The sequence below is a fragment of the Thermococcus camini genome, from assembly GCF_904067545.1.
Lineage (GTDB): Archaea > Methanobacteriota_B > Thermococci > Thermococcales > Thermococcaceae > Thermococcus > Thermococcus camini.
This window is the reverse complement of the sequence record NZ_LR881183.1, coordinates 1,804,818-1,826,771: the sequence shown is the minus strand read 5'-3', so window position 1 is coordinate 1,826,771 and position 21,954 is coordinate 1,804,818. Positions and strand designations below refer to the sequence as shown.

At 54.1% G+C, this 21,954-nt stretch carries 26 protein-coding genes and 1 tRNA gene; 7 read left to right on the top strand and 20 right to left on the bottom strand.

The annotated features are described in order from the left end of the window. The 9 genes from TIRI35C_RS10030 to TIRI35C_RS09990 all read right to left on the bottom strand — a co-directional run bounded on the left by TIRI35C_RS10030 (nt 1) and on the right by TIRI35C_RS09990 (nt 7,880). Complete coding sequence (locus TIRI35C_RS10030; RefSeq protein ID WP_188202722.1) at nt 1-1,590, bottom strand: PEGA domain-containing protein; 1,590 nt, start codon at nt 1,588-1,590, stop codon at nt 1-3. Beyond that, nucleotides 1,587-2,612: a hypothetical protein gene (locus tag TIRI35C_RS10025; protein WP_188202721.1), complete on the bottom strand. Its 1,026-nt coding sequence runs from the start codon at nt 2,610-2,612 to the stop codon at nt 1,587-1,589. Before TIRI35C_RS10025 ends, TIRI35C_RS10030 begins: the two co-directional genes overlap by 4 nt. A gap of 17 nt (nt 2,613-2,629) precedes the next feature. Next, on the bottom strand, nt 2,630-2,992 hold the full coding sequence (locus TIRI35C_RS10020) for a hypothetical protein (protein WP_188202720.1): 363 nt from the start codon (nt 2,990-2,992) through the stop codon (nt 2,630-2,632). A gap of 96 nt (nt 2,993-3,088) precedes the next feature. Beyond that, nucleotides 3,089-4,126: a hypothetical protein gene (locus tag TIRI35C_RS10015; RefSeq protein ID WP_246454764.1), complete on the bottom strand. Its 1,038-nt coding sequence runs from the start codon at nt 4,124-4,126 to the stop codon at nt 3,089-3,091. After that, nucleotides 4,111-5,181 carry a hypothetical protein gene (locus TIRI35C_RS10010; protein ID WP_188202719.1) on the bottom strand — a complete coding sequence of 357 codons (1,071 nt, stop codon included), beginning with the start codon at nt 5,179-5,181 and terminating at the stop codon, nt 4,111-4,113. The genes TIRI35C_RS10015 and TIRI35C_RS10010 overlap by 16 nt, the downstream gene beginning before the upstream one ends. After that, a complete protein-coding gene (locus tag TIRI35C_RS10005) occupies nt 5,182-5,544 on the bottom strand; it encodes a hypothetical protein (RefSeq protein ID WP_188202718.1) in 363 nt (120 codons plus the stop codon). Between the two features lie 96 nt (nt 5,545-5,640). Then, on the bottom strand, nt 5,641-6,663 hold the full coding sequence (locus TIRI35C_RS10000; RefSeq protein WP_188202717.1) for a hypothetical protein: 1,023 nt from the start codon (nt 6,661-6,663) through the stop codon (nt 5,641-5,643). 4 nt (nt 6,664-6,667) lie between these two features. Next, nucleotides 6,668-7,036, bottom strand: coding sequence for a hypothetical protein (locus TIRI35C_RS09995; protein ID WP_188202716.1), 369 nt, complete (start codon nt 7,034-7,036; stop codon nt 6,668-6,670). 208 nt (nt 7,037-7,244) lie between these two features. Further along, nucleotides 7,245-7,880, bottom strand: coding sequence for a hypothetical protein (locus TIRI35C_RS09990; protein ID WP_188203221.1), 636 nt, complete (start codon nt 7,878-7,880; stop codon nt 7,245-7,247). Between the two features lie 98 nt (nt 7,881-7,978). Here TIRI35C_RS09990 and TIRI35C_RS09985 point away from each other — a divergent pair, with 98 nt between their 5' ends. Next, on the top strand, nt 7,979-8,578 hold the full coding sequence (locus TIRI35C_RS09985; RefSeq protein WP_188202715.1) for a class I SAM-dependent methyltransferase: 600 nt from the start codon (nt 7,979-7,981) through the stop codon (nt 8,576-8,578). Between the two features lie 21 nt (nt 8,579-8,599). Here the strand turns inward: TIRI35C_RS09985 and TIRI35C_RS09980 are convergent. From TIRI35C_RS09980 to gcvT, 3 genes are all read right to left on the bottom strand, one after another. Beyond that, a tRNA-Gly gene (locus tag TIRI35C_RS09980) sits at nt 8,600-8,677 on the bottom strand. Nucleotides 8,678-8,717: 40 nt separating this feature from the next. Beyond that, nucleotides 8,718-9,548, bottom strand: coding sequence for a DMT family transporter (locus TIRI35C_RS09975; RefSeq protein WP_188202714.1), 831 nt, complete (start codon nt 9,546-9,548; stop codon nt 8,718-8,720). Nucleotides 9,549-9,675: 127 nt separating this feature from the next. Then, nucleotides 9,676-10,872 carry a glycine cleavage system aminomethyltransferase GcvT gene (gene gcvT, locus TIRI35C_RS09970; RefSeq protein ID WP_188203220.1) on the bottom strand — a complete coding sequence of 399 codons (1,197 nt, stop codon included), beginning with the start codon at nt 10,870-10,872 and terminating at the stop codon, nt 9,676-9,678. Nucleotides 10,873-10,975: 103 nt separating this feature from the next. Here gcvT and TIRI35C_RS09965 point away from each other — a divergent pair, with 103 nt between their 5' ends. Continuing rightward, complete coding sequence (locus tag TIRI35C_RS09965) at nt 10,976-11,812, top strand: universal stress protein (protein WP_188202713.1); 837 nt, start codon at nt 10,976-10,978, stop codon at nt 11,810-11,812. 91 nt (nt 11,813-11,903) lie between these two features. Here TIRI35C_RS09965 and TIRI35C_RS09960 read toward each other — a convergent pair whose 3' ends face one another. Together TIRI35C_RS09960 and cutA are read right to left on the bottom strand one after the other, a co-directional pair. Further along, on the bottom strand, nt 11,904-12,491 hold the full coding sequence (locus TIRI35C_RS09960) for an endonuclease dU (RefSeq protein WP_188202712.1): 588 nt from the start codon (nt 12,489-12,491) through the stop codon (nt 11,904-11,906). Continuing rightward, on the bottom strand, nt 12,488-12,799 hold the full coding sequence (gene cutA / locus TIRI35C_RS09955; RefSeq protein ID WP_188202711.1) for a divalent-cation tolerance protein CutA: 312 nt from the start codon (nt 12,797-12,799) through the stop codon (nt 12,488-12,490). The genes TIRI35C_RS09960 and cutA overlap by 4 nt, the downstream gene beginning before the upstream one ends. Nucleotides 12,800-12,869: 70 nt before the next feature. Between cutA and TIRI35C_RS09950 the strand changes: the two genes are divergently transcribed. Continuing rightward, a complete protein-coding gene (locus tag TIRI35C_RS09950; protein ID WP_188202710.1) occupies nt 12,870-13,145 on the top strand; it encodes an acylphosphatase in 276 nt (91 codons plus the stop codon). Here the strand turns inward: TIRI35C_RS09950 and TIRI35C_RS09945 are convergent. Beyond that, nucleotides 13,135-13,728, bottom strand: a complete 594-nt coding sequence (locus TIRI35C_RS09945) for a regulator of amino acid metabolism, contains ACT domain protein (RefSeq protein ID WP_188202709.1) — start codon at nt 13,726-13,728, stop codon at nt 13,135-13,137. The genes TIRI35C_RS09950 and TIRI35C_RS09945 overlap by 11 nt on opposite strands. 77 nt (nt 13,729-13,805) lie before the next feature. On the opposite strand from TIRI35C_RS09945, the gene TIRI35C_RS09940 reads away from it, so the two are divergent. From TIRI35C_RS09940 to TIRI35C_RS09925, 4 genes are all read left to right on the top strand, one after another. Beyond that, nucleotides 13,806-14,729, top strand: a complete 924-nt coding sequence (locus tag TIRI35C_RS09940) for an ADP-dependent ribose-1-phosphate kinase (RefSeq protein WP_246454763.1) — start codon at nt 13,806-13,808, stop codon at nt 14,727-14,729. A 153-nt stretch (nt 14,730-14,882) separates the two neighbouring features. Further along, nucleotides 14,883-15,170 carry a hypothetical protein gene (locus tag TIRI35C_RS09935; RefSeq protein ID WP_014013190.1) on the top strand — a complete coding sequence of 96 codons (288 nt, stop codon included), beginning with the start codon at nt 14,883-14,885 and terminating at the stop codon, nt 15,168-15,170. Between the two features lie 142 nt (nt 15,171-15,312). After that, nucleotides 15,313-15,849: a transcription factor E gene (gene tfe, locus TIRI35C_RS09930; RefSeq protein ID WP_188202708.1), complete on the top strand. Its 537-nt coding sequence runs from the start codon at nt 15,313-15,315 to the stop codon at nt 15,847-15,849. A gap of 36 nt (nt 15,850-15,885) precedes the next feature. Beyond that, nucleotides 15,886-16,620, top strand: a complete 735-nt coding sequence (locus TIRI35C_RS09925) for a DUF2110 family protein (RefSeq protein WP_188202707.1) — start codon at nt 15,886-15,888, stop codon at nt 16,618-16,620. Here TIRI35C_RS09925 and TIRI35C_RS09920 read toward each other — a convergent pair. The 5 genes from TIRI35C_RS09920 to TIRI35C_RS09900 all read right to left on the bottom strand — a co-directional run bounded on the left by TIRI35C_RS09920 (nt 16,604) and on the right by TIRI35C_RS09900 (nt 21,954). Beyond that, the gene (locus TIRI35C_RS09920; protein WP_188202706.1) at nt 16,604-17,971 is read right to left on the bottom strand and encodes a hypothetical protein; all 1,368 of its coding nucleotides are present in this window, start codon (nt 17,969-17,971) and stop codon (nt 16,604-16,606) included. The genes TIRI35C_RS09925 and TIRI35C_RS09920 overlap by 17 nt on opposite strands. 82 nt (nt 17,972-18,053) lie before the next feature. Next, nucleotides 18,054-18,944 carry an Mrp/NBP35 family ATP-binding protein gene (locus TIRI35C_RS09915; protein WP_188202705.1) on the bottom strand — a complete coding sequence of 297 codons (891 nt, stop codon included), beginning with the start codon at nt 18,942-18,944 and terminating at the stop codon, nt 18,054-18,056. An 84-nt stretch (nt 18,945-19,028) separates the two neighbouring features. Next, on the bottom strand, nt 19,029-19,793 hold the full coding sequence (locus tag TIRI35C_RS09910) for an ABC transporter ATP-binding protein (RefSeq protein WP_188202704.1): 765 nt from the start codon (nt 19,791-19,793) through the stop codon (nt 19,029-19,031). Then, entirely contained in the window at nt 19,790-20,821 is a 1,032-nt protein-coding gene (locus TIRI35C_RS09905; protein WP_188203218.1) for a FecCD family ABC transporter permease, read from the bottom strand. The genes TIRI35C_RS09910 and TIRI35C_RS09905 overlap by 4 nt, the downstream gene beginning before the upstream one ends. Nucleotides 20,822-20,826: 5 nt before the next feature. Beyond that, complete coding sequence (locus tag TIRI35C_RS09900) at nt 20,827-21,954, bottom strand: iron ABC transporter substrate-binding protein (protein WP_188203217.1); 1,128 nt, start codon at nt 21,952-21,954, stop codon at nt 20,827-20,829.

Below are 21,954 nucleotides of genomic sequence, written 5' to 3'. Positions count from 1 at the left end.
TCACCTCCTCACTTTCAGGATCAGATAGACGACCGCAACAACTCCGGCCAGGGTAGCCAGCTTGATCCACAGGGGATGGTTTTCCTTCTCTTCACGGCTTGGAACGTTATCGGTGGAGGGCAACGAGTGGGTTTGGTTTTTACCGAGAACGTCGTTCTCGTCGGTCTCTGTCATCTCCCCAGATTTTATGTCGTCCGGTCCACTCGAAGGCGGCGAGATGACGATTTTCGGATCCTCATCTGCTGGCTTTTTCTCCAGGCTTATCTCAACGGTCTTTGACTCGTTCGGGGCCAGGATTACCTCCATGCTCTTAGTGAGGTATCCGGGAGCCTTCACGGTGAGATTGTAGCGCCCGGGGCTGAGGGTGAGGTTTCTTGCCACGACCTCCTTACTGTTCAAGAGCACCGTCGCGTTGCCTGGATAGGTCACGACCGTGAGGGTTGCGCTGGCCGGGGAGAGCTTCAGGAAGACGCTTGAGCTCTCGACCAGAACCACGGATTCTTTAGCCGAGAGGTTGTCCTTCGAGGCTATGACCGTGTAGTTCCCGGGTGGAAGGAACAGCGTGGCGGGAGTGACGGCGAAGGCCCTTAGAACCCCATCGGTAACCACTATGGAAGCGTTGCCCGGCTCTGAATCTACCTCGAGGGGAATTGCTCCCACAACCTTCCTTTCCACCGTCAGCGCGGACTTCACCTTTTCCATGTCCACGTTGATGTGGTGAGTCTCATTGGGAACAACCCTGACGACGCTTTCGATGAGATAGTGGTTCTCCGCTATCCCAACGACGTGGGTGTCGAGCCTGTGAATTACCGGAATCCGTATCGTTCCGTAGTAACCGATGGCGGTGGCGTTGTGGACATCGTGGGGGATTGCGGGAACGTAGAGGCCCAGAGGGGTGTAGAAGATGTACCTATTGTGGCCCCCGGTGATGTAGAACGTTAGGCCTTCCGGAACCGAGGTTATCTCCAGCCGCGCCCAGGGGACGATGTAGGTGGCGTTTCTAACGCTTTCCTGATGCTCACTTCCCCCGGGGTACACTTCAACATGGAAAATACAGGGTTTCCCGTCATCGTCTCCGATGTGCATGAAGGTTCCATTGAGGGTTATGTACACCCCGTCCTTTCCCCGTACTGCGAGGCCCATTGGGTAGGGGTTCGATATGTCGAGATACCCGAAGCTGCTTCCGCATCCCCCGGGAAATGCAAAGGGGTCAAAAGGCGGGTTGAGCTTCTCCCGGCTGTAGTTGGCGCTCTCGTTGAAGATTGCCCTTATCGACACGATTCCCTCCCCTGAAACGGCATCTTCAATCTCCTCGGGGTTCACACGAATGATGGTGGCGGTTTCAGCTACCACCGAAACCTGGGCAACCACCGTGACGTTTCCGGTTATCCTGACGGTGTAGTTTCCTGGAGGGAGCGCCAGACCTACGGGAGTAGCGTAAGAGCCTACCCCTACTATCTCAGCCACCAGGCCACTGGGTGCCTCAACGAACAGATAGCCTGGCCTTTCAGTGGGCCCTCCTGCCGAATGCGCAGGGGGAACGAGCAGACCGGCCACCAAAAATGCCAGAAAAATGACCTTCCATCTCACCGCTTCCACCTCCTTTCCGTCCACAAAGCTGTCATAGCGAGAACAACGAGCGAGAGGACGAAGAAGTACTTAACCGGCGTCGAAGGTGAACGTCCGCTTCCATAGTCTGGGAGTTTGACGTTGGTGTCGTAGAGGTTGAACCCCTGAGCATACCACTCCTTATCTGCCTTTCCCTCATCGATGAGCTTGTACAATTTCCTGGAGTTCACCCTGTCAAGGGCAATTACTTTAACGATGCCCAGACTAACAAGCTCAGGAGTGATATCACAGAGTCCGGTCGTTATTAAAATGCCGGTATCTATGTCATAAACTAACTGAGTTACAATATCAAAGCTTCCTCCTGTTTGTCGATTGTACACAAGATACAGTCCCCTGCCCTCAACGTAGAGGTACGGTGGCATGAAATCTTTGTAGTGTGTGTGGAGTACCCTGTTCTCCATCCATGTATATGAGACGTTCTTTATCGTTATCCTGTCCGAGATGAGGCCATACTTCTTTAGAAAGGCTGGAACAACGATATAGTCATCCTCTTTTGGCAAATGGAGTGGATTCACAAAAAACATGGGGCTGCCAATTGGTGTACCATCTTCTTCATAGTAAAGCATCTCTGTTAGGTTAAGAAGGAGTGTTTTCTTCAAGCTTAATCTGGGAATGATAATTCCCTGTTTAGCACTCACATTATTTAACTCAAGCTCGATCTGAACATACGCAGTATCGCTGGTCGTATTCACGATCTTAATGGTTAGATACATGTCCCCAGAAACCAGGAGGGTCACGGTTGAACTATTGTCCAAATCCTCGATAATGCTCTTGGGGATACCCTGAGGGGGAAGTAACCTAGGCCATACCTCAATAACATTTACCTCTCCTTTTTTTGGATTCGTTGGCATCATCATTGTGTACACCAAATACGTTCCATCTCTGAACCACGAGGGCGTCTTTGGCTTTTCGATGCTTTGTGCTCCTGAGAAGGGTGAAACAACCAGAAAAAGAATTAGAAAAAACAAAACTGCTCTTCTCACGCTGTTTCCCTCCGAAATCATCCGAAATAATTAGGAATGTCTGCAAAGGCAGTTTCTATCGAGCCATATCGGGTGTATGTAACGTAGGCATACGATCTTTTTGAGTCTATCTTAAGCCCCTTGCTTATCACTTCGACTCCCTTTGCTGTGGCTGTTCCGTAAACTGTGTCGGTGAGAACCATCTTGAACTGGCCGTTGCATACGAGGACTTGCCCGTGTATGCCGGCCCAGACCCATTCATTGTCGCTCCACTGCCTAACGTCGCTGTTGTGGTCCCATGGCGTCCAACAGCTTTGGGTGGAAACGCTACCTGCCGCATTCACGAGGCTTACAAGCAGTCCTCCAACCAGGAGAACTCCGAGCAGTATCCTACGCTTCATGGTAGCACCTCCATAGGGAGCATTAGTAATGACGCATCGGGCCTTATAAGTCTTACTGTGTTGGAGAGTTTTTAATATTTCATAGAGCATTCAAATTTATCTGTTGTTTTGCAATAGTAACTTGGCTCTCTGTATTGTTTGAGTTATGATGAGGAATGTTAAGGATAACAGGAAGAAGTACCTCATTCCCGTTCTTGGGGCGGCTGTGGAGGAAGTTTCAGGGAACTCGATGTTAGTATCGTAAAGATTGAAGCCGGGTTCCCACCACTCCCTATCCGCTTTGCCCTCATTGAAAAGTTCCTTCATTCTTCTGCAGGCAAGGTAGTCGTAACTGTCTCCGTTTATAATTCCAATTGTAAGCAACTCTGGAGAAAGCCCCATCAGTGGAGTCGTAAGCATAACTCCCGTATCTGAATCATAAACCCTACTTGAAGCAACTGAGACCCATATCCCACCTTCCCCTCGTGACCATATCAGAGGCACTTCGTTGCTCCCGACAAGGATGTATGGCGGATTAAAATCCCCATAGTGCGTGTGGAGAATCTTTTTGTCCATCCAGGTGAACGATAGGTTGTTCACTTTTAAGTCAGAGGTCGTGAAGTTGAACCTCCTAAGGGTACTCAAACGAACGAGCAGAGTTCCTTTGTCCGGCAATTTGGCAGGATCCACAAAGAAAGCAGGCGTTCCCAAAGCCATGCCGTTTTGGTGGTACATCATGTCAGTCAGGTTGAGGTGTATCGTCCTTGAAAGGACTAGCCTGTTGAGGGGTTTGTGGAAGTTGACCAGCACTTTGTTCATCTCTAAAGTAACTCTGATTGAGGCAGTATCGTTGGACATATCAACGATTTCAAAGGTTAAGAAGACGTCCCCTTTCACCACAAGGGTTATGAAGGAGTCAGTATCTATTTCCTCCACAGCGGACATGCTCTCATAAGCGTCTTTCGGGAGAAGTTCCGGCCATACTTGAAACGCATTCCATTCACGCTCGTCGTGATTTTCCGGCATCAGAAGGGCGTATTTAACGTAGGTTCCCTCCTTGAACCAATAAGGGAGAGAGTAAGCTGGAGGCATTGTCATTGAGAGTGTCAAGAGTGTCAGGACAATGGCGGCGGTTTTCCTCATCTCCTTCTCCACCTCCAGTTAAGGAAAGCGGTGAGGACTAGGAGTGCAAGTGAAGTCGCGAAGAAATGCCTCATTCCCGTGCTCGGAGTTTTTGATGACGATGTTTCCGGGAATTTAACGTTAGTATCATAGAGGTTGAAGCCCTGTGCCCACCACTCCCTGTCGTCCTTACCTTTCTCTATGAGCCTCTCCAGCTTCCGTGAGTTCACTCGATCCAGGGGAGACGAGTCGATAACCCCCAAGCTGACGAGTTCCGGAGCGGCATCGCAGAACAGCGTCGTTATTAAAATTCCCGTGTCGATATCGTAGATCATTTGGGTTATGGTTTCCACTCTGCTTCCGGTATTCAGGTCGTAGACTAGGTACTTGCTTCTTCCCTCGATGTAGATGTAAGGCGGCAGAAAGTCCCTGTAATGAGTGTGAAGGGTTTTGTCCTCCATCCAGGCGAATGAAACATTTGTTACAACAATATTATCTCCCCGGAGGTGGTATTTTTTCATAAATGCCTGTGAGAGAAGGTGTTCCCCTTTCATTGGAGGATTGGTAAGGTCTATGAAGAACATGGGTGATCCGATTGGGGTGCCGTCTTCTTCATAGTAAGTCGTGTCGCTCAGATTAAGGATAAGGATTTTTGACAGAATCAGACGGGGAAGGATTTCTTCGGGGCTCGCGCTCACGTTGTTCATCTCCAGGGTAACCTTCACGAGGGCGGTTTTATTGGTGACGTCAAGAATCTCAAAAGTCAGGTACGAGTCGCCCCGCACTAACAGGGGCACTATGGAGTTGTTATCCATTTTAACCAAGCCTGAAGTTCCCTCGTATGCCTCTTTTATTTTAGCGTACGCATCTTTCGGGAGAAGTGGTGGCCATACTGGAAATACGTTCACTTCGTGCTTACCTGGGTGTTCCGGCATTTTTACAGCGTATTTGATGTAGGTTCCCTCCTTGAACCAGTATGGCACCCTTGAAGCCTGTGACAACTGGGTGAATGGTGTAGACACCAAGAAAAAAACAATAAAAAAGGTGAGGTATTTTTTCAAGTCTTCTCCCTCCAGCTTTTGCTGCATTTATCCAAAGTAATTAGGAATGTCTGCAAATGCTTCGTCGATCATTCCGTTCCTTATGTACTTCACTCTAGCATAGGAAATGCGCGGGTCTCTAATGACTTCCCTTTTAATTACTTCCACACCTTTTGCTGTGGCTGTTCCGTAAACTGTGTCTGTGAGGACCTTCTGGAACTTTCCATCACACACGAGTACTTGTCCGTGAATGCCGGCCCAGACCCATTCATTGTCGCTCCACTGCCTAACGTCGCTGTTGTGGTCCCATGGCGTCCAACAGCTTTGGGTGGAAACGCTACCTGCCGCATTCACGAGGCCGATCAACAGTCCTCCAACGAGGAGGACTCCGAGCAGTATCCTACGCTTCATGGTAGCACCTCCATGGGAGGCATTAGTAATGACGCGTCGGGCCTTATAAGTCTTACTGTGTTGGAGAGTTTTTAATATCCTGTGGCTTATTTGAATTTATCTGTTGTTTTGCAATAGTAACTTGGCCTGCGTCATTGAGTAGGTTATAATGAGGCACGTTAAGGATAACAGGAAGAAGTACCTCATTCCCGTTCTTGGGGCGGCTGTGGAGGAAGTTTCAGGGAACTCGATGTTAGTATCGTAAAGATTAAATCCAGGATTCCATAGCTCGTACTTTGTACCCTTTTTTTCCAGTTTGTCCATATTTTCTGCGGCTAGGTAATCGTAGCTGTCCCCATTTATGACCCCTAGGGCTAGTAGCTCTGGGCTTACGTCGGAATATGCCGTTATTAGCACGCCTGTATCAAAATCATAAACGTAGTACGTTCCTATGGTAGCCGAGTAATATCCTCCGTCTATCTCCCAGTTGAAGGGTACCACAGAGCTTGAAACATAGATATACGGTGGTTGGAACACACGATAATACGTGTGGAGCCTGGAGTTTTCTCCCCACTGATACGAGATGTTCCCAACGACGAGGTTCTTTGTTATTGCTCCCAGTTCCTTGACGGGCTTCATATTGACCATCAGAGAGCCCTTCTTGGGAGGGTGTATAGGGTCAATGAAGAAGATAGGTCTTCCCAGTGTTATATTGTTCTTTGTCTTGTATTCCATTGTCATTGTATCGAGAACAAGAGTCCGGGAAATGTTTAACTGAGGGATATGATGCCTGTTATTTACCCATACGTCGTTAAGCTGAAGCGTAATGTTTACAAGCGCAATGTTGTTCCTCACGTCTGATATATTAAGCGTTATGAAAACATCCCCCCTCACGAATAAAGATATAAGCTTTTCCCTGTTTGTCTCTTCCAGGTGTTCATTAATGGCCTCGCGCGCGTCCTTAGGTAGCCATGGGAGATAAACCTCGAATATATTGATCTCATTTTTTTCTCTGCCTGTTGGTGCCAGTAGAGCATATTTAACATAAGTACCATTTTGGACAATGTTTAGTGATAGCACCACTTGAGGAGATTCTAAAAAAATAAGGAAGATAATAACAAAGAAAAATCTGCGTCTCATTTTGTTACCTCCAATAGTTCGGAATGGACGCAATGGCGGTCTTGCTTTGGCTCTCGGAATATCTTTTGTAAGTCACCTTTGCGTATGCAACACTGGGTGTGGCTTTAATTTCCCTGTGGTACCATTCCATTCCTTTTGCTGTGGCTGTTCCGTAAACTGTGTCTGTGAGAACCATCTTGAACTGGCCGTTGCATACGAGTACTTGTCCGTGAATGCTGGCCCAGACCCACTCGTCCTGACTCCATTCTCTAACGTCGCTGTTGTGGTCCCATGGCGTCCAACAGCTTTGGGTTGAAATACTACCTGCGGCATTCACGAGGCCGATCAACAGTCCTCCAAGGAGGAGGACTCCGAGCAGTATCCTACGCTTCATGGTAGCACCTCCATGGGAGGTGTTAGTAATGACGCGTCGGGTCTTATAAGTCTTACGTTTTAAGGTTGTGTTTTAACACACTGGATTTGATAGGTCTAAAAACAGTTAACGCCTGTCGTATGAAGATAAACCTCTAGCTGGGTAATGTGCCGTCCCGGGGTGTCCCTGTAGAAACCCAACGGATCCGAAAGGATTTGGGGGATTCGACTTAAAGCTCCCCCTTCCCCTCAAAAAACTCTATTAGCTCCTCGTCGCTTATCTCATCGTCAGCCTCGGTGTATCCAAGCTCCCTCTTCTGGAGTTCTATGAGCCCCGGCGTGAGGAGGAGCTTTCCGTTCAGCTTTGGCACCGCGTAGTGGAGCGTTATCTCGCTGAACTCGTCGAGCTTTATCGTCGGGTTCAGCTCGTACTCTATCTCCTCAAGTCTCTTCCCCTCCGTTATCAGCTTCGCAACTATCGCCGAGCCGTCTATGGAGAACTGCACGCTCCCGATGTGCCTGGCCTTGGCCCCCTCGATTTTGGACGTGATGAACTTCTTGGTCTTGCCCGTGAACTCGAAGTCGCCGAGGATTCCCCCGACGACGATTATGCTGTCCTCCTCAATGTCCTCAGGTTTAAGCTCCTCCTCAGCGAAGGGGTCGAGGATTATGAGCTTCGACCTGTCGAAGGGGAACTCGGTAACGCTCTGGCTCAAAACGCTCCCCAGCTTCGCGAGTTCTTCCCTCTCGTGCGGCTCCACATTGGTGAATATCAGCTTTTCTCCCCACCACTCGCTCGTGTGTCTGTACTCGAGCAGAACCCAATCGCGCAGTTCCTCCAGGTGTTCTATGAGCAGGTACGGCATGAGCATCACCACGCCAGCTTTTGGCGAGAACCTTAAAAGCCTGCCGACCCACGAAACCGGTCAGTTAGAGTTTTAACAGGAAAGGTCAACCTTGGAGTATGGGCTTCAGGGAGAAGTACGCGAGGCTCGGAGAGCGCTACAACGCCCTGGAAAAACCGCTGGACAGGTTTTTCTGTCCGCTCAGAAAAAAGGCGGCAAGCTTTGCCCGCGGAAGGGTCCTCGAAATCGGCGTTGGCGTTGGAAAGATGCTTCCCTACTATCCCAAGGACATCGAACTCCACGCGGTGGATGCAGTCCCGGAGATGGTAGAGATAGCCAGAAGGAGGGCCGATGAACTGGGTCTAAACGCAAGGTTCTACGTCATGGACGCCGAGAGGCTCGAATTTCCAGGTAAAAGCTTCGATACAGTGGTGAGTTCCTTCGTCTTCTGTACGGTTTCAAATCCTGAGAAGGCCATGAGAGAAATCCACCGCGTCCTAAAGCCCGGCAGGAGGGCGATTTTCCTTGAGCACACGAGGAGCGACTGCCGGCTCTTGAACTGGCTGTTTCTCAAGCCCCTCGACGTTCTCCTCGGCCTTTTGCTGGATGACAACACGCTGAGGGAAACGCACCTTTTGGCCAGAAACTACTTCAAAATCGAGCACGAGGAGAGCCACTACCGGGGAATAATCAGACTCCTGGTGGGCAGAAAGGTGTGAGCAACGTCTGCGAGAAGAAGATGGTGCGGTGGCCGGGATTTGAACCCGGGTTACCGGCTTGGGAGGCCGGTGTCCTGGACCAGGCTAGACTACCACCGCCCTGGCCCGCTATAATTAAGCCGTTCTCCATTTAAAAGCTTTATTGTTCCCTTCCGAGGATTATGCCGCCCACTATCATCGCCAGCCCCGTCACCGTTGCGGGGGCTATGCTCTCCCCAACGAAGAGGGAGATGAAGAACAGGCTGAGAAACGGCACCAGGTAGGCAAGATTGGATGCGAATGCCATATCCCCCTCAACGGCCCGGTACCAGAGGAGGAAGGTAACTCCCATCTCGAACAGGCCGACGTAGACTGCTCCGGCGAGCCCTTCCAGGGGAGGCACTGAGAAGTTGCCGGTTGCAGCCACAACGATGGAGATGTAAAGGAATCCAAAAAGGAAGTTCCAGAACATCTTTTCGATGAGTGGCCTATCATCGCGCAGGTTGAGGAGCCAGTAGCTCGCCCAGACCACCGCGCTTCCAAGGCCGAGGGCCACTCCCAGAGAGTCTGTGAAGTTCAGGTCGGCAACGTTTCCTTTCGTGGCCACCGCCAAAGCCCCGAGGAATCCGAGGAACAGGCCGAGCACAGTTCTCGCACCGGGTCTTTTTCCGAGGAGTGGAATCGAGAGAAGGAGGAGCATCAGCGGCCAGGTGTAGTTGAGCGCCTGCGCCTCCTGGGCGGGTAAGCGGTCGTAGGCCGAGAAGAGCACGGTGTAGTAAATGAGGGGGTTTATCAGCCCGAGGTAGGCCGAGCGGAGGTTTTCCCTTCTGGGGGCGAATTCCCTCGCGTAGATGACTCCAAAGAGGAGAAGCGATGTCAGGGACGCGTAGAACAGGAGCTGGAGAGGACTCATGTAGCGGAGTGAGAGCTTGAAGGCACTTGCGACGGTTGACCAGAGGAGAACGGCTCCGATAGCATGCCTGCGGGACATGACCCAAACTCATTTTTTGGTAATATAAATTCAGCGATTTTGGCTCTCCGAATAAAATTTGGTTCTGCCCCCGTTACCAGGTAACGGTACCGTTACCTAAAAGGTTTTTGGAAAAAGAAGGGGAAAATCACTCCTCCCTGAAGGCCCCGTATTTTTTCGGGTCGTAGAAGGGCGGAGCAACCGCCATGGCCTTCTTGGGCTTGCCCCTTATCTCTATCTCCAGCTCAACGCCCGGCCTGGCGTACTCCTCCTTAACGAAGGCTATTCCGATGCCGATTCCGAGGAGCGGGGAGCTGGTTCCGCTGGTGACTTCGCCTATAACCTCGCCGTTGGCCAGAACCTTGTAGCCCTCCCTTGGGATGCCCTTTTCAAGCATCTTGAAGTGCACCATCTTCCTGCCGAGGCCGCGCTCCCTCTGCTTGAGGAGGGCATCTTTGCCAATGAACTCCTTGTCCCAGAAGATAGCGAAGTCGAGGTTGGCCTGGAGGGGAGTAACCTCGTCGATGTCCGTGCTGAGGAGTTGCAGTTCTTTCGTCTCGTTGCCGTAGAGGGTGTAACCTGCCTCAAGCCTGAGGGTGTCCCTCGCCCCGAGTCCAGCGGGCTTTATGCCGTACTTCTCGCCGGCCTCAAGGATGGTCTTCCAGACGTGTAAAGCTTTCTCCGGCTCTCCGCGCTTGCTCTCGTCCGGGTGGTAGGGGTTGGCGTCCTCAAAGTAGACCTCAAAGCCGTTCTCGCCGGTGTAGCCGCTCCTTGAGAGGAGCATCTTGATTCCGTCGAGTTCCACCTCCTTGGCCTGGAACCACCAGAGCTCGTTGATGTCGATGCCGAAGAGGTCCTTTGCGAGATCCCTTGCCTTCGGGCCCTGTATCGAGAACATGACCATGTCGTAGGTCTTGTTCTCGATTTCGAGGTCGAGGTTACCGAACTTTTCTATGCCCTTCTTTATCGCGTTGAACCAGGCCTCGAGCTTCTCGAAGGCATCCGAATCGCAGACCATCATGTAGGTGTCGTTCCCCATGTTGAAGACAAGGGTCTCGTCCTTAACCGCTCCGCGCTCGTTGAGGACGAGGGTGTAGGTTCCGCTTATGGCGGGGGGCTTTGAGATGTCGTTGGTTGTCACGTACTGGAGGAACTCCAAAGCATCTTTACCTCGGAAAATGAACTCGCCCATGTGGGAGACGTCGAAGATTGCGACGCCGTTTCTAACGGCGAGGTGTTCGTCCTTTATGCTGGAGTACCAGATGGGCATCTCCCAGCCGGCAAAAACTTCAACCTTTTTGGCGTGCTCCTTATGCCAGTCGAATATGTGGACCCTCTTTACCATAGCTATCACCGTTGAGAGTTGGCTCTGAGCGTTATAACCCTTTCCAATTGCATGGATAACGGTAATAAGCATCAGCGTCCAAATTAATACTGAGGTGTTCGAGATGTTTGAGAAGGTACTGTACCCGACCGACTTTTCGGACGTTTCCCTGCACGCCCTTCGCACATGCATTCCCAAACTCGTCTCTATGGGTGTTAGGGAGCTCTACCTCATCCACGTCGTCGATATCACCATAGCCGAGTTCGAGGCATTTGAACTTGAGGAGATATATCGCGAGAGGCTGGAGGGGCTGGCTGAGGGGCTCAGGAAGGATGGTGTGAAGGTTGAGGCGATCGTGAGGATAGGAATCCCCTCGATAGAGATAGCCGAGGCCGCCGAGGAGAAGGGCGTGGACCTGGTTGTTATCCCCAGCATGGGAGAGAACATATGGCGGACGATGTTCGTAGGAAGCACCGCCTCGAACCTTGCGAGGGCCACGAAGCGCCCGGTCCTGCTCCTCAAGTACATCAACAGGGACGGTAAATTTGAGCTGTCCGGAGACTGTTCAGGGGTCTTTAGACGTCCGCTGGTGACTTTGGACTTCTCAAACTGCTCTATAAAGGTCCTCAAGACCGTCCGGAAGTTTGAGGAGCTGGTGGAGAGCGGGCTCCTTCTGCACTCGGTTGACTACGGCAGCATGGACGAGCTGGAGCACAACATAGAGCTTGCGAAGAAAAACCTCGAGAAGTCCGTGAGGGGACTGAGGGCGGGGTTCGAGACAGAGGTGATGGTGGGCTCGGCGAGCCAGGCGATAATAGGAACGTCGCTCGCCAGGAACTCTACCCTTATAGTCATCGGCAAGAAGGGGAGGAGCTTCATCAAAGACCTGCTCATCGGCAGCACTGCGGAGCGGGTCATAAGGGACTCAAAAGTTCCTGTGCTGCTGGTTCCGTGCGAATGACCTCAGTCTGGAACGGCTTCCACATCAGGATTCGGTAGCTACCCTGTTGCCATCATCGGTCGTTCTTTTCTCCATTTTTCGCCTTATAAACCTACTCCCTCTTGCTCTCGCCCGTTATCACCGCGGAGGCTATCATGTGCGCCAGCCTGAGGGGTTCGGGGGTTAGGCCGGTTCTCGTGGTGGCCCGGATTATCTCGACCGCGGTCTTCTCGTCCACACCTGCGGCCTGGAAATAGAGCTTTTCGGGTATCATCTCAACCAGTGGGGGCGCCTTTTTAAGAAGCCTGAGCCTCTCCTCCGCATCGGGGAAGTGCTTCCTGAGCGCGGCCTCCATCGCCCCGATGTCCGGTCTCTTCCGGACGACTACTATAGCCGGCAGTCCCGTTTCCCTGTGGAGCCTCTCCAGGTCAACGACGTTGAAACCGGCGTAGGTTATTCCTTTCAGCATTATCACGCGCAGGTCTTTGAATCTGGATGAGGTGATGGCGTCTATCATGGCCTCCGTGGCGTCCTTTCCGTCGACGGTTATCCAGCGCGAGAGAACGCCAGCAACCTCCTGGGAGCCCTTCATGACGACGCCTATCAGAATCGTTTTCTCCCGCCGGAGTTTAGAAGAGAAAGAGAACGTCCCATCGTCAAACCCAACGACGCGTATCTGGGGCTTGACCTTCCTTATCATGACAGCACCTTCTCGAGCCACTCCGTGTATTCATCGTTTACCTTGTCCACCTCTATCCTGGCTATCAAGGGGACCTCGTAAGGGTGCATCTCCTTGATGGCGTCCCTCAGCTCCCTCCACTTCTCGACCTCTGTCTTGAGTATGGCGCCGACTTCTTTGCCCTCCTCGATCTTCCCCTGCCACCAGTAGAACGCCCTGTGCTCCCTGAGGTTTGCGCAGGCGATGAGCTTTCTCTCAAGGAGTGCCTTCACCACCTTCTCGGCGCTCTCCCAGTCGGGGAAGGTTGTGTAAACCAGTATTATCTCCATCCTCTCACCCGTCCTGAGCTCAACGGATAAGCTTAAATCGGTTGCGGGAGTATTGGGGACGGGATGTGGTATGGAACGGGTGAGGGCGCACCTTAGAATCCACGGGCGCGTTCAGGGGGTTGGTTTTCGCTGGAGCATGCAGAGGGAGGCGAGGAAGCTCGGCGTCAGCGGGTGGGTAAGGAACCTGCCCGACGGCACCGTTGAGGCCGTTGTGGAGGGGGACGAGGAGAGGGTCGAGGCACTAATAGGATGGGCACACCAGGGGCCGGCCCTCGCGAGGGTAACCCGTGTGGAGGTAAAATGGGAAGAACCGGAGGGGCTTGAGGGGTTCAGGGTCATGGGGTAGAGGCGAGGCGCTCCATCAGGATCCTCTTGGGGCAGTACTTGACCTCGCAGTAGTTGCAGACGTACTTCTCCTTATCCTTCTCGGGCGTGTGGAGTATGAGTTTCCTGAAGCCCTCCATCTCCTTGATCCTCACGAAGACCTCGACGGGGAGTGTTCCGTCAATGACTATGTAGAGCTTCGTCGGCTCCTCGCGCAGGTTCCTGCTGAAGACCTCCATGACGGGAACCCCGTTCTGGTGTAGGAGCCCGAGCACCTGTGAGAAACCCTGGAGGTACTTCTCCTTGTCCAGCTCTATCTCGAGGACTTCCCATCCCATCAGCGGGGCAACGTCGATGAGGCTCGGCAGCGGGTTGAGCTTCTCGAAGATCAGCTTGAGCGGGTAGGTCTTCTCGATGTATTCGATGGTGTGGTAGACTATCTTCCTGTTCACGCCGATTATCCTTGCCAGCTCGCTTATTGGAACCTCGACGTTCCGGAGGTATATCTTACCATTCTTTACGCTGAGGCCGTTCTCGAACAGGAACTCGGCCACCTTTCTCCTGGCGGGGTAGTTCTTGAAGTAGGCCTCGAGTATGAGCATCATTTTTGTTCACCTCTTACCCATATATGAGTAGGAATGGATATTTAAATCTTTCCCCCGCGGCGCAAGGTTATTAACGGATGCCCCGTAGCTTCCACCGCAGGGGTGAGAGGATGGCGGAGTTCGATGTGGTGGGGATTGGAAACCTCAACTATGACATCATAATGCTCATCGAGCGTTTTCCGGAATTTCACGAGAAGGTCAACGCGGAGGAGGCTTTCTTTGGCCTCGGTGGAGCGGCCGCGAACACCATAAGCTGGCTCGCGCACTTCGGTCTGAGAACCGGGTACATAGGCGCCGTCGGGAGAGACGAGATAGGCCAGGCCCACCTCTCGTACTTTAGAAGGATAGGCGTTGATACGGGAGGAATAAGGGTCGTCGATGTCCCATCGGGTGTGGCCATAGCGATGATACGTGGGGAGGACAAGAGAATAGTGAAGTACCCCGGTGCGAACCTTTTCAAGGACATCGATTTCGACTATCTCTCCAGGGCGAGGCACGTTCACCTCTCCTCCAATCCGCCGGAGACGATAGTGGATGTTGTCAATTTTGCCAACTCGCGGGGCATCACGGTCTCCCTCGACATAGGCGAGGCGGAGCTTCCTCCAGAGGTTGAGAGAAAGGTGGATTACCTGATGATGAACGAGGATGAGTACCGGAGAAAGTTCGGTTCCCTCGACCTCTCCCTCTCGGGGGCCAAAAATCTCGTGGTTACCCTGAACGGGGGAGGGGCGCTGGTCAGGGACGCCTCCGGAAACGTTCATGAAATCAGGGGGCTCAGCGCGGAGGTCGTTGATTCCACCGGTGCCGGGGACTCATTTGACGCGGGCGTTGTATATGGTGTTCTCAACGGATGGGGGCTGGACGACGCCGCGAGGCTCGGGATGCTTCTGGCGTACCTCACCGTTCAGAAGGTTGGAGCCAGAAGCGCGGTGATGTCCCTTGAGGACGTCATAGCTGCTGCAGGGAAGGTTGGTCTCAACCTGCCCTTCGGCAGGAACTGAGCGGGCTCGTTTTCCCTCCGGGAGGGGCCCTTTTCATAACGTTTAAATACCTGCCGATGTACTCCTTTTAAGCTTCCCCTTAAGAAATCCTTAAAAATCCGTGCCCTAAAAGTCTTAGAGGGGCCAAAAGTCCTTGGAGTGGAGGTGGCGCGCTTGGAAATCATAATCGACAACTTCAAGCCCAAGATCACCCGTCCGTTCAAGAGAAAGAACGAGTACTGGGTCAAGCTCATTCTCTCGGAGGGTGAGGAGTACATAATGAAGTTCAAGACCCCCCTTGAGGCTGAGGATGCCATATACGGTATGCTTGATGACCTTCAGGTTTACGGCGGGAAGGTCAGGCTCCAGCTCCGCGAGGGAAACGTTATAGAGCACATAGAGGTTATAGAGCTCTACAAGCCCTCGGCGAAGGAGCTCCTCAACGAGTACTTCACCGAGTAAACTTTCATTTGATGTTCTTTTCTGTTCATTGTGGTTGGAAATATGACAAAAACCTATATATAGTCCAGCCCACATAGTTTAATATTGGACAGCTTTGTGGGCGTGAAGTCAGGGGGTCGAATATTCTCTGGAGGTCGTTACTGTGGCAAGGCGGAAGAACAAGGAGCTCCTCGAACTTGCAATGGATATGGGCGGCGAGGAGGCCGTTGAGGTAATTAAGGCTCTCGAGAAGAAGAAGGAAGCCACGGACGAGGAACTTGCGGAGATAACGGAGATACGCGTTAATACGGTGAGAAAGGTTCTCTACATGCTCTACGACCAGGGCCTGGCTGAGTTCAAGCGCATCCGCGACAAGGAGACCGGCTGGTATTACTACTACTGGCGCCTTGAGATCAAGCGCCTCCCAGAGATAATCCGCTCCAGAAAGATGGCTGAGCTCAAGAAGCTCAGGGAGATGCTGGAGGAGGAGACCAGCGAGATATACTACCACTGCGGTACACCGGGTCATCCAAAGCTTACCTTCGACGAGGCCATGGAGTACGAGTTCCAGTGCCCGATATGTGGTGCGATGCTCATGCAGTACGACAACACCGAGGTCGTGGAGGAGCTCAAGAGACGCATCGAGGAGCTTGAGATAGAACTTGGCCTCAGGAAGAAGCCCAGAAAGAAGTCCAACTGAATGGCTTTCCTTTAATGAACTTCGGGGATGGTGGGAATGGAAGAAGTGGTTATTCTGGAGAAAGTTTACGGTGACAGGAGCGGTTTTCTTAAACTCGACAGGAAGCTAAGGTCCCTTCTGGGCGATCTGGAAGTTAAGTGGAAGCTTTCCGCGGTTAAGAAGAACTGGGTGAAGGTCTCCCTTGCCGGGGAGGACGAGGAGATAAGCGCGAACCTGGTGCGCGATGAGTTCGGCGAGGTTCCGTACAGGCTGAGCGCGGTTAAAGAGGGAGAGACCTACCGCGGCCGCTTCATAGACCTCGGGAAGGTTGGCTACGGCGCCTACGTTGACATTGGAATCTTCAGTCCGAGGCCGAAGGACGCCCTCCTGCCCCTCTACTACCTGAAGGAGACCTTCGGTGAGATCCCGGTCAGGGGGATGATAGGCAGGTTCGGCTGGGTTGACAACCTCCCCATCGAGGTAACCGTCAGGGAGGTAGAGTTCGGTGCCAGGGAGGTTGAGCTGGCCTTCAGCGACTCCCAGCTGAAGAGGATAAACTCCTGGCTCAACGACGGTCACGACAAGCTCTTCATAACCGGGACGGTTAGCGAGAACGTTGAGAAGGCCCTCATCCAGACCGGCCACGGCAGGGACGTCAGGCGCATAGAGGAGCTGGGCCTCATGGAGACGCTCCTCATACTCAAGAAGGGCACCCAGGCACCGGGCATAATCAAGGAGATAGGGCCACACCTGAAGGGAACCCTCATCGGCGCCATCAAGTTCGGGGAGTGAGCCCGTGGATCAGGCGGACCGCGAGGGCCGCCAGCAGGACGAAGCAGTAGGGGAACATGGCAGGCACGAAGAGCGCCGCCGGGATGTAGACCAGGGTCATCAGGAGCAGAAATGCCGTTTGTCCCTTCATTCTTATGCCTTTTTCTCTTCCCGCGATCGCGTAAACTGCAGTTGCGATCGTGAGGGAGCCGTTCAGCAGGAAGTCCCTGACGTGTGCGGGTGCCCTGGGGTCCATGTTTGATGGTATGTCCAGAGGCAGTCCAAAGGCCTCGTAGAGCAGGAAGACGCCGATTCCCGTTATGAGCAGGTACGCGTAGTTTCTGAGGTGCCTTTTGGGGAACGCTATCACGAATATCAGCGGCATAAGGACGAGGTAGGGATTTATCGCCACCGCCAGGAGGGTGAACAGGGACAGCACACCCGTCTGAATGAGCGCCTTCCACCTCTCGGGCGAGAACGTCACGTTGCTCACTATCGCGAGGGCTATCATGAAACCCGCGAGGCCCAGGGCACCGCCGCTTACCTCACGGAAGCTCTCCCTGAACATCGGGGCGACGAAGGTCAGCCCGAAGACCAGAAAGCCCAGCTCGCGGGACCTCTTCGGCGCCAGGTAGAACGCGAAAGACATTATTATGAGTATAAGGAGCCAGTGGACGAAGATTATGTTCTCCTCGATGGGGGGCACCGTTCTGAAGACTGCTCCCATGATGGCGCTCAGGGGGGAATCCGGGGAGCCGCCGGCCGCGAATTTTAGGGCGGACGAGAGGTATGCCAGAAATTCGTCAGTGAGCCTGGGTCTCTCCGCCGTGAGGTACCAGACCAGGAAGAGGGAAGCCGCCAGCGCGTAGAACCTTCCCGCGTGGCTGTCGTCGCCGCTGAGGAGAACCAGGAACACGATGATTATGGTGAAGGCCAGCGTCAGAAATGTGGCCACCGAGCCTCTGGGGGGATTCCACAGTCCCTCAAATGCCCTCTCCGTGAGGTGGATGCTGTCCTCCGAGCCCGTTATGAGAACCGTGCCGTTGAGGACGACGATGGATGGGAGAAGGGAGGCGTTCGCGGGGAGTCCCGTCCGGTTCCAGACGGACGCCATGAGCTCGTTGTTGTAAACGTTACCGACGAGAACCAGGGTGTCGTTTCCATGACGCTTGACTGTGTAGAGCTTTTCGTCCACGTAGTATGCCCAGCCCATCGCCCAGCTCTCGTTGCCCGGGACGACGGTGTAGGTGGAATTTGAGCTCAGAAACGCCTGGAACTCTTCGGGGTTTGGATAATATGCCAGCTCGCCGGCAGAAACGAATGGAACCGCCAGCAGGAGGATGAGCGCGATTAGAACGGGAACCCTCTTCATGCTCTCCCTCCCGATGAGATACCCGGAGGTGGTTAAAAAGTTAATGCAGGGGACCTATAAAGAAGGAGGGAATAATGGGGGATTACTCCGCTTTAGATTCGTCCGCCTTCATCTCTTCGAGCTTCTCGATGAGCTTGTCAACTATCTCCATGAAGGCCTTGGCGGCAACCGTGTCCTCGTAGAGGACTATGGGGATGCCGGCATCGCTGGCCTCCCTGGCCTTGAGGTCTATGGGTATGCCGCCGAGGAAGTCAACGCCTTCCTTCTCGGCGAGCTTCTTCCCGCCGCCCTTGCCGAAGATGTCTATCTCGCCGCCGCAGTGCGGGCAGATGAGGTAGCTCATGTTCTCGACGACAGCGACGTAGGGCACCTCCATCTTCTTCATCATGTTAACCGCCTTGCCGGTGTCGAGCAAAGCGACCTCCTGAGGAGTGGTGACTATTACCGCGGCGTCGAGCTTGAGGGTCTGGGTAACGGTGAGTATCTCGTCGCCGGTTCCAGGTGGGAAGTCGATTATCATGAAGTCCAGCGAACCCCACTTGACGTCGCCGAGGAGCTGCTTGATGGCTTTGGTGACGAGCGAACCGCGCCAGATTATCGGCTGGTCGTCCGGGACGAGGAAGCCCATGCTCATGACCTTTATCGGAGTCGTCTGGCCGAGGAAGTCGTTCATCGGGGGTATCATCTCAAACCTGCCGTCTTCCATCTTCTCGGCCAGAACCTCGGCCCTGTCAACGCCGAGCATCTTGGCGACGTTCGGTCCGTGTATGTCCGCGTCGAGTATTCCGACGAAGTAGCCCTTCTTTGCCAGAGCGGCGGCGAGGTTGACAGCAACGGTGCTCTTGCCAACGCCGCCCTTGCCGCTCAGGACGGCTATCTTGTACGTCCACTTCTCCTGCTTCTCGTTTATCCTCTGGGTGAGGGGGTCAGCGCCCAGTCCGCCTATGTTGAGTGTGGGAGCTTTGATCGTCATCTCATTCACCTCCGGCTTTGGTTGGCCTAAGGTGCTTAAAAGTTTTGTCCAAAAATCTGACAATATTGCCCATATTTGGGTACTTCAAATCGGGACGACGGCGGGTATGCCCCGTATCTCCCCGATCTCAACGTCCACGCCGTAAACCTCTCTGAAGAGCCCCCCGTCGAGAATCTCAAGACCTCCATCTGCCACAATCATTCCCTTCTTCATGAAGATGAACCTCTTCGCGAAGCGCAGCGCCAGATTGACGTCGTGCATCACCACTATCGCGGTTCCTCCCTCACTGGAGAACGTCCTGGCGAGTCTCATAACCTCCAGCTGGCTCCTTATGTCCAGGTTGTTCGTTGGCTCGTCCATGATGAGTATTCTGGGCTCCTGGGCGAGGGCCCGGGCTATTCCAACCTTCTGAAGCTCACCGCCGCTCAGCCTGTTCGTAGTTTTGGCCGCCAGGTTCTCTATCCCGAGCGTCCTCAGGGCTGCCCTGACAGCCTCGATGTCCCTCTTTGAGGGCCTCAGCCCCATGTGGGGCCTCCTCCCGAGGAGCACCGTGTCGAAGACCGTCATGAACCCCGGCTCTGTTCTCTGAGGGACGTAGGCGATGAGGCGCGCCAGTTCGTCCCTTGAGTATTCACGGAGGGGCCGTCCAGAGGCTTCCACTCCGCCGCAGTTCAGTATCCCCGCCAGGCACTTCACGAGGGTGCTCTTACCAGCACCGTTGGGCCCGAGCACAGCCACGAATTCGCCTTCCTTAACGTCCAGGCTGATCCCCCCGAGCACCTCGGAGCCGTTGTACGAGAACCGCAGGTTTCTGGCGCTCAGGACGGTCTTTTTGGATGACGGCTTCATCTCCTTCCCTCCATCCTCACCAGCAGGTAGATGAACGTCGGCGCGCCGAGGAAGGACGTTACTATACCCACCGGGAGTATCATCGGCGACAGGATGAGTCTCGCGATGGTGTCGGCAGTTACAAGGAGGAGCGCCCCCGCCAGCGCCGACAGGGGAATCAGGAAGCGGTGATCTCCGCCTGCCACCAGCCTCACCGCGTGAGGGGCTATCAGGCCGACGAAGCCGATGACCCCCACGAAGGCAACGCTGACCGCGGTTATCAGGGCCGCGAGGAACGTGGAGATCAGCCTCACCCGCTCAACATCAACGCCAACGCTCTTCGCCACCTCGTCGCCCATGGCTGCGGCGTTCAGGTCCCAGCGCTTGACGATGAAGTACCCGAGGACCGGGATGAAGAGGGCGGCCATTATGGCATCTTCCCTCCATGTGGCCCTGCCGAGGTCCCCGAAGCTCCAGTAAACCATAGCGGCGAGCTGAAGCTCGTCGGCGAAGTACTGGGCGAGGGTGGTCAGGGCCACGAACAGGGAGCTCATCGCTACTCCCGCCAGGATTATCGCCTCCGGGCTCAGTCCCCTCAGCTTCGCGAGGAGCAGTATTACCGCCGTGGCGCTTATGGCTCCCAGGAAGGCGAAGAGGACGACGGCGTAGGGGTTGTCAAGGGATATCCTGCCGGAGCTCTCGGCGTAGCCTGCCCCAAGGAGTATCGCGAGGGAGGCCCCGAACATCGCGCCGTGGGAAACCCCCATCGTGAATGGCGTGGCCAGCGGGTTCCTGAGGAAGCCCTGCATGACGGCACCTGCTATGGCCAGGGTGGCCCCCACGAGGAGGCCCGCGGCTATGCGGGGAAGCCTGACTTTCCAGACGACGAGGCTCGCGCCCCCCTCTCCCCCGAGGAGCGCCTCCAGAACCTCGCGGGGTGTGAGTTCATACGAGCCGTGGGAGAGGGAGTACAGGCTAACCAGGGCCGTGAGGAGAAAGAGGAAAATGCCAATGGAGAGCTTTTTGGCGGTGTACCTCTCGTAGTCCATTTTCATCACGGTGACGTCGGTAGTGAGTGCTTCACGGTCCCGTTGGAGAGGTCTATGCTCCCGAAGCCTCCGAACTGGTCCGCCATGACGGTGTAAACGGGCTTTCCGAGGAGGAACCTGTATATATCGTCCGCCTTCTCAGCCGGGTCTACATCTTTAAAGCGCTCGGGATAGAGGACTTTTCCTATGAAGTAGGCATCCGCCAGGGCCGTGCCTATGTTGGTGGTGTAGAAGTTGTACGGCAGTATGCCGTAAACGTTGCCCTCTTTCACTGCGCTGAGGGAGTTGTAGAAGTCTGGGTTCTTTCTGTAGTCGTCGAGGATAAGCTTAAGCCCTCCCTCGTCTATGAAGATGTACTCCGGCTGCCATTCGAGGAGCTTTTCCACGTCGATGGATTTGTGGCCGCTCCCCAGCTCATCGGCGACGTTCTTTGCATGAACCGCCGCAAACGGCGGGTACCCTGCCTCCGTGCTCTCTATCCCGTGGGCGCCCTTGTAGCCGATGCCACCCACGTATGCGCTCTTCGGCTCGACGCCTTCCGTGCGCTTCAGGAGGTCCTCCTGCGCGGATTTTAGGAAGGCTATGACTTCCCTGGCGCGCTCCTCCCTGTTGAGAATCCTCCCGGCCAGCTCGAGCGATTTGAACAGCTCCTCGTTATCGAAGGTCGCCAGCTCCCCGTAGCTGAGCACGACGACAGGAATACCCGTCTTCTCCCCTATCTCGTCTGCGGTCTTGACATCGACGTAGGTGATGAATATCACGTCAGGCTTAAGCTTTATCAGGGCCTCGAAATCCGGCAGCTTTCCGGGGCCGCCGGGGCCTATGCTGGGAAGCTCTTTAAGCTCCGGATGGGCTATGATGTACGGCCTCCCGAATGAGTACCTCTTCTCGAAGTCCTCAACGCCAACCACCATGTCGCTCGCGTTGAGGTAAACGACCAGCCTGAGCGCACCCGGCCCCGCCGCAACGACCCTTTCAACGTGGGCAGGAACCTCTACGGTCCTTCCCAGCGCATCGGTGACGGTTATGGTTCCGGTCGTGGTCTCTGACCCGCTTTTCCCGGCGGTACTTCCGATGCACCCGCTCAGGGAGACGGTCAGCAGTATGAGGAAAACCGCGAGCAGCCGTTTCAT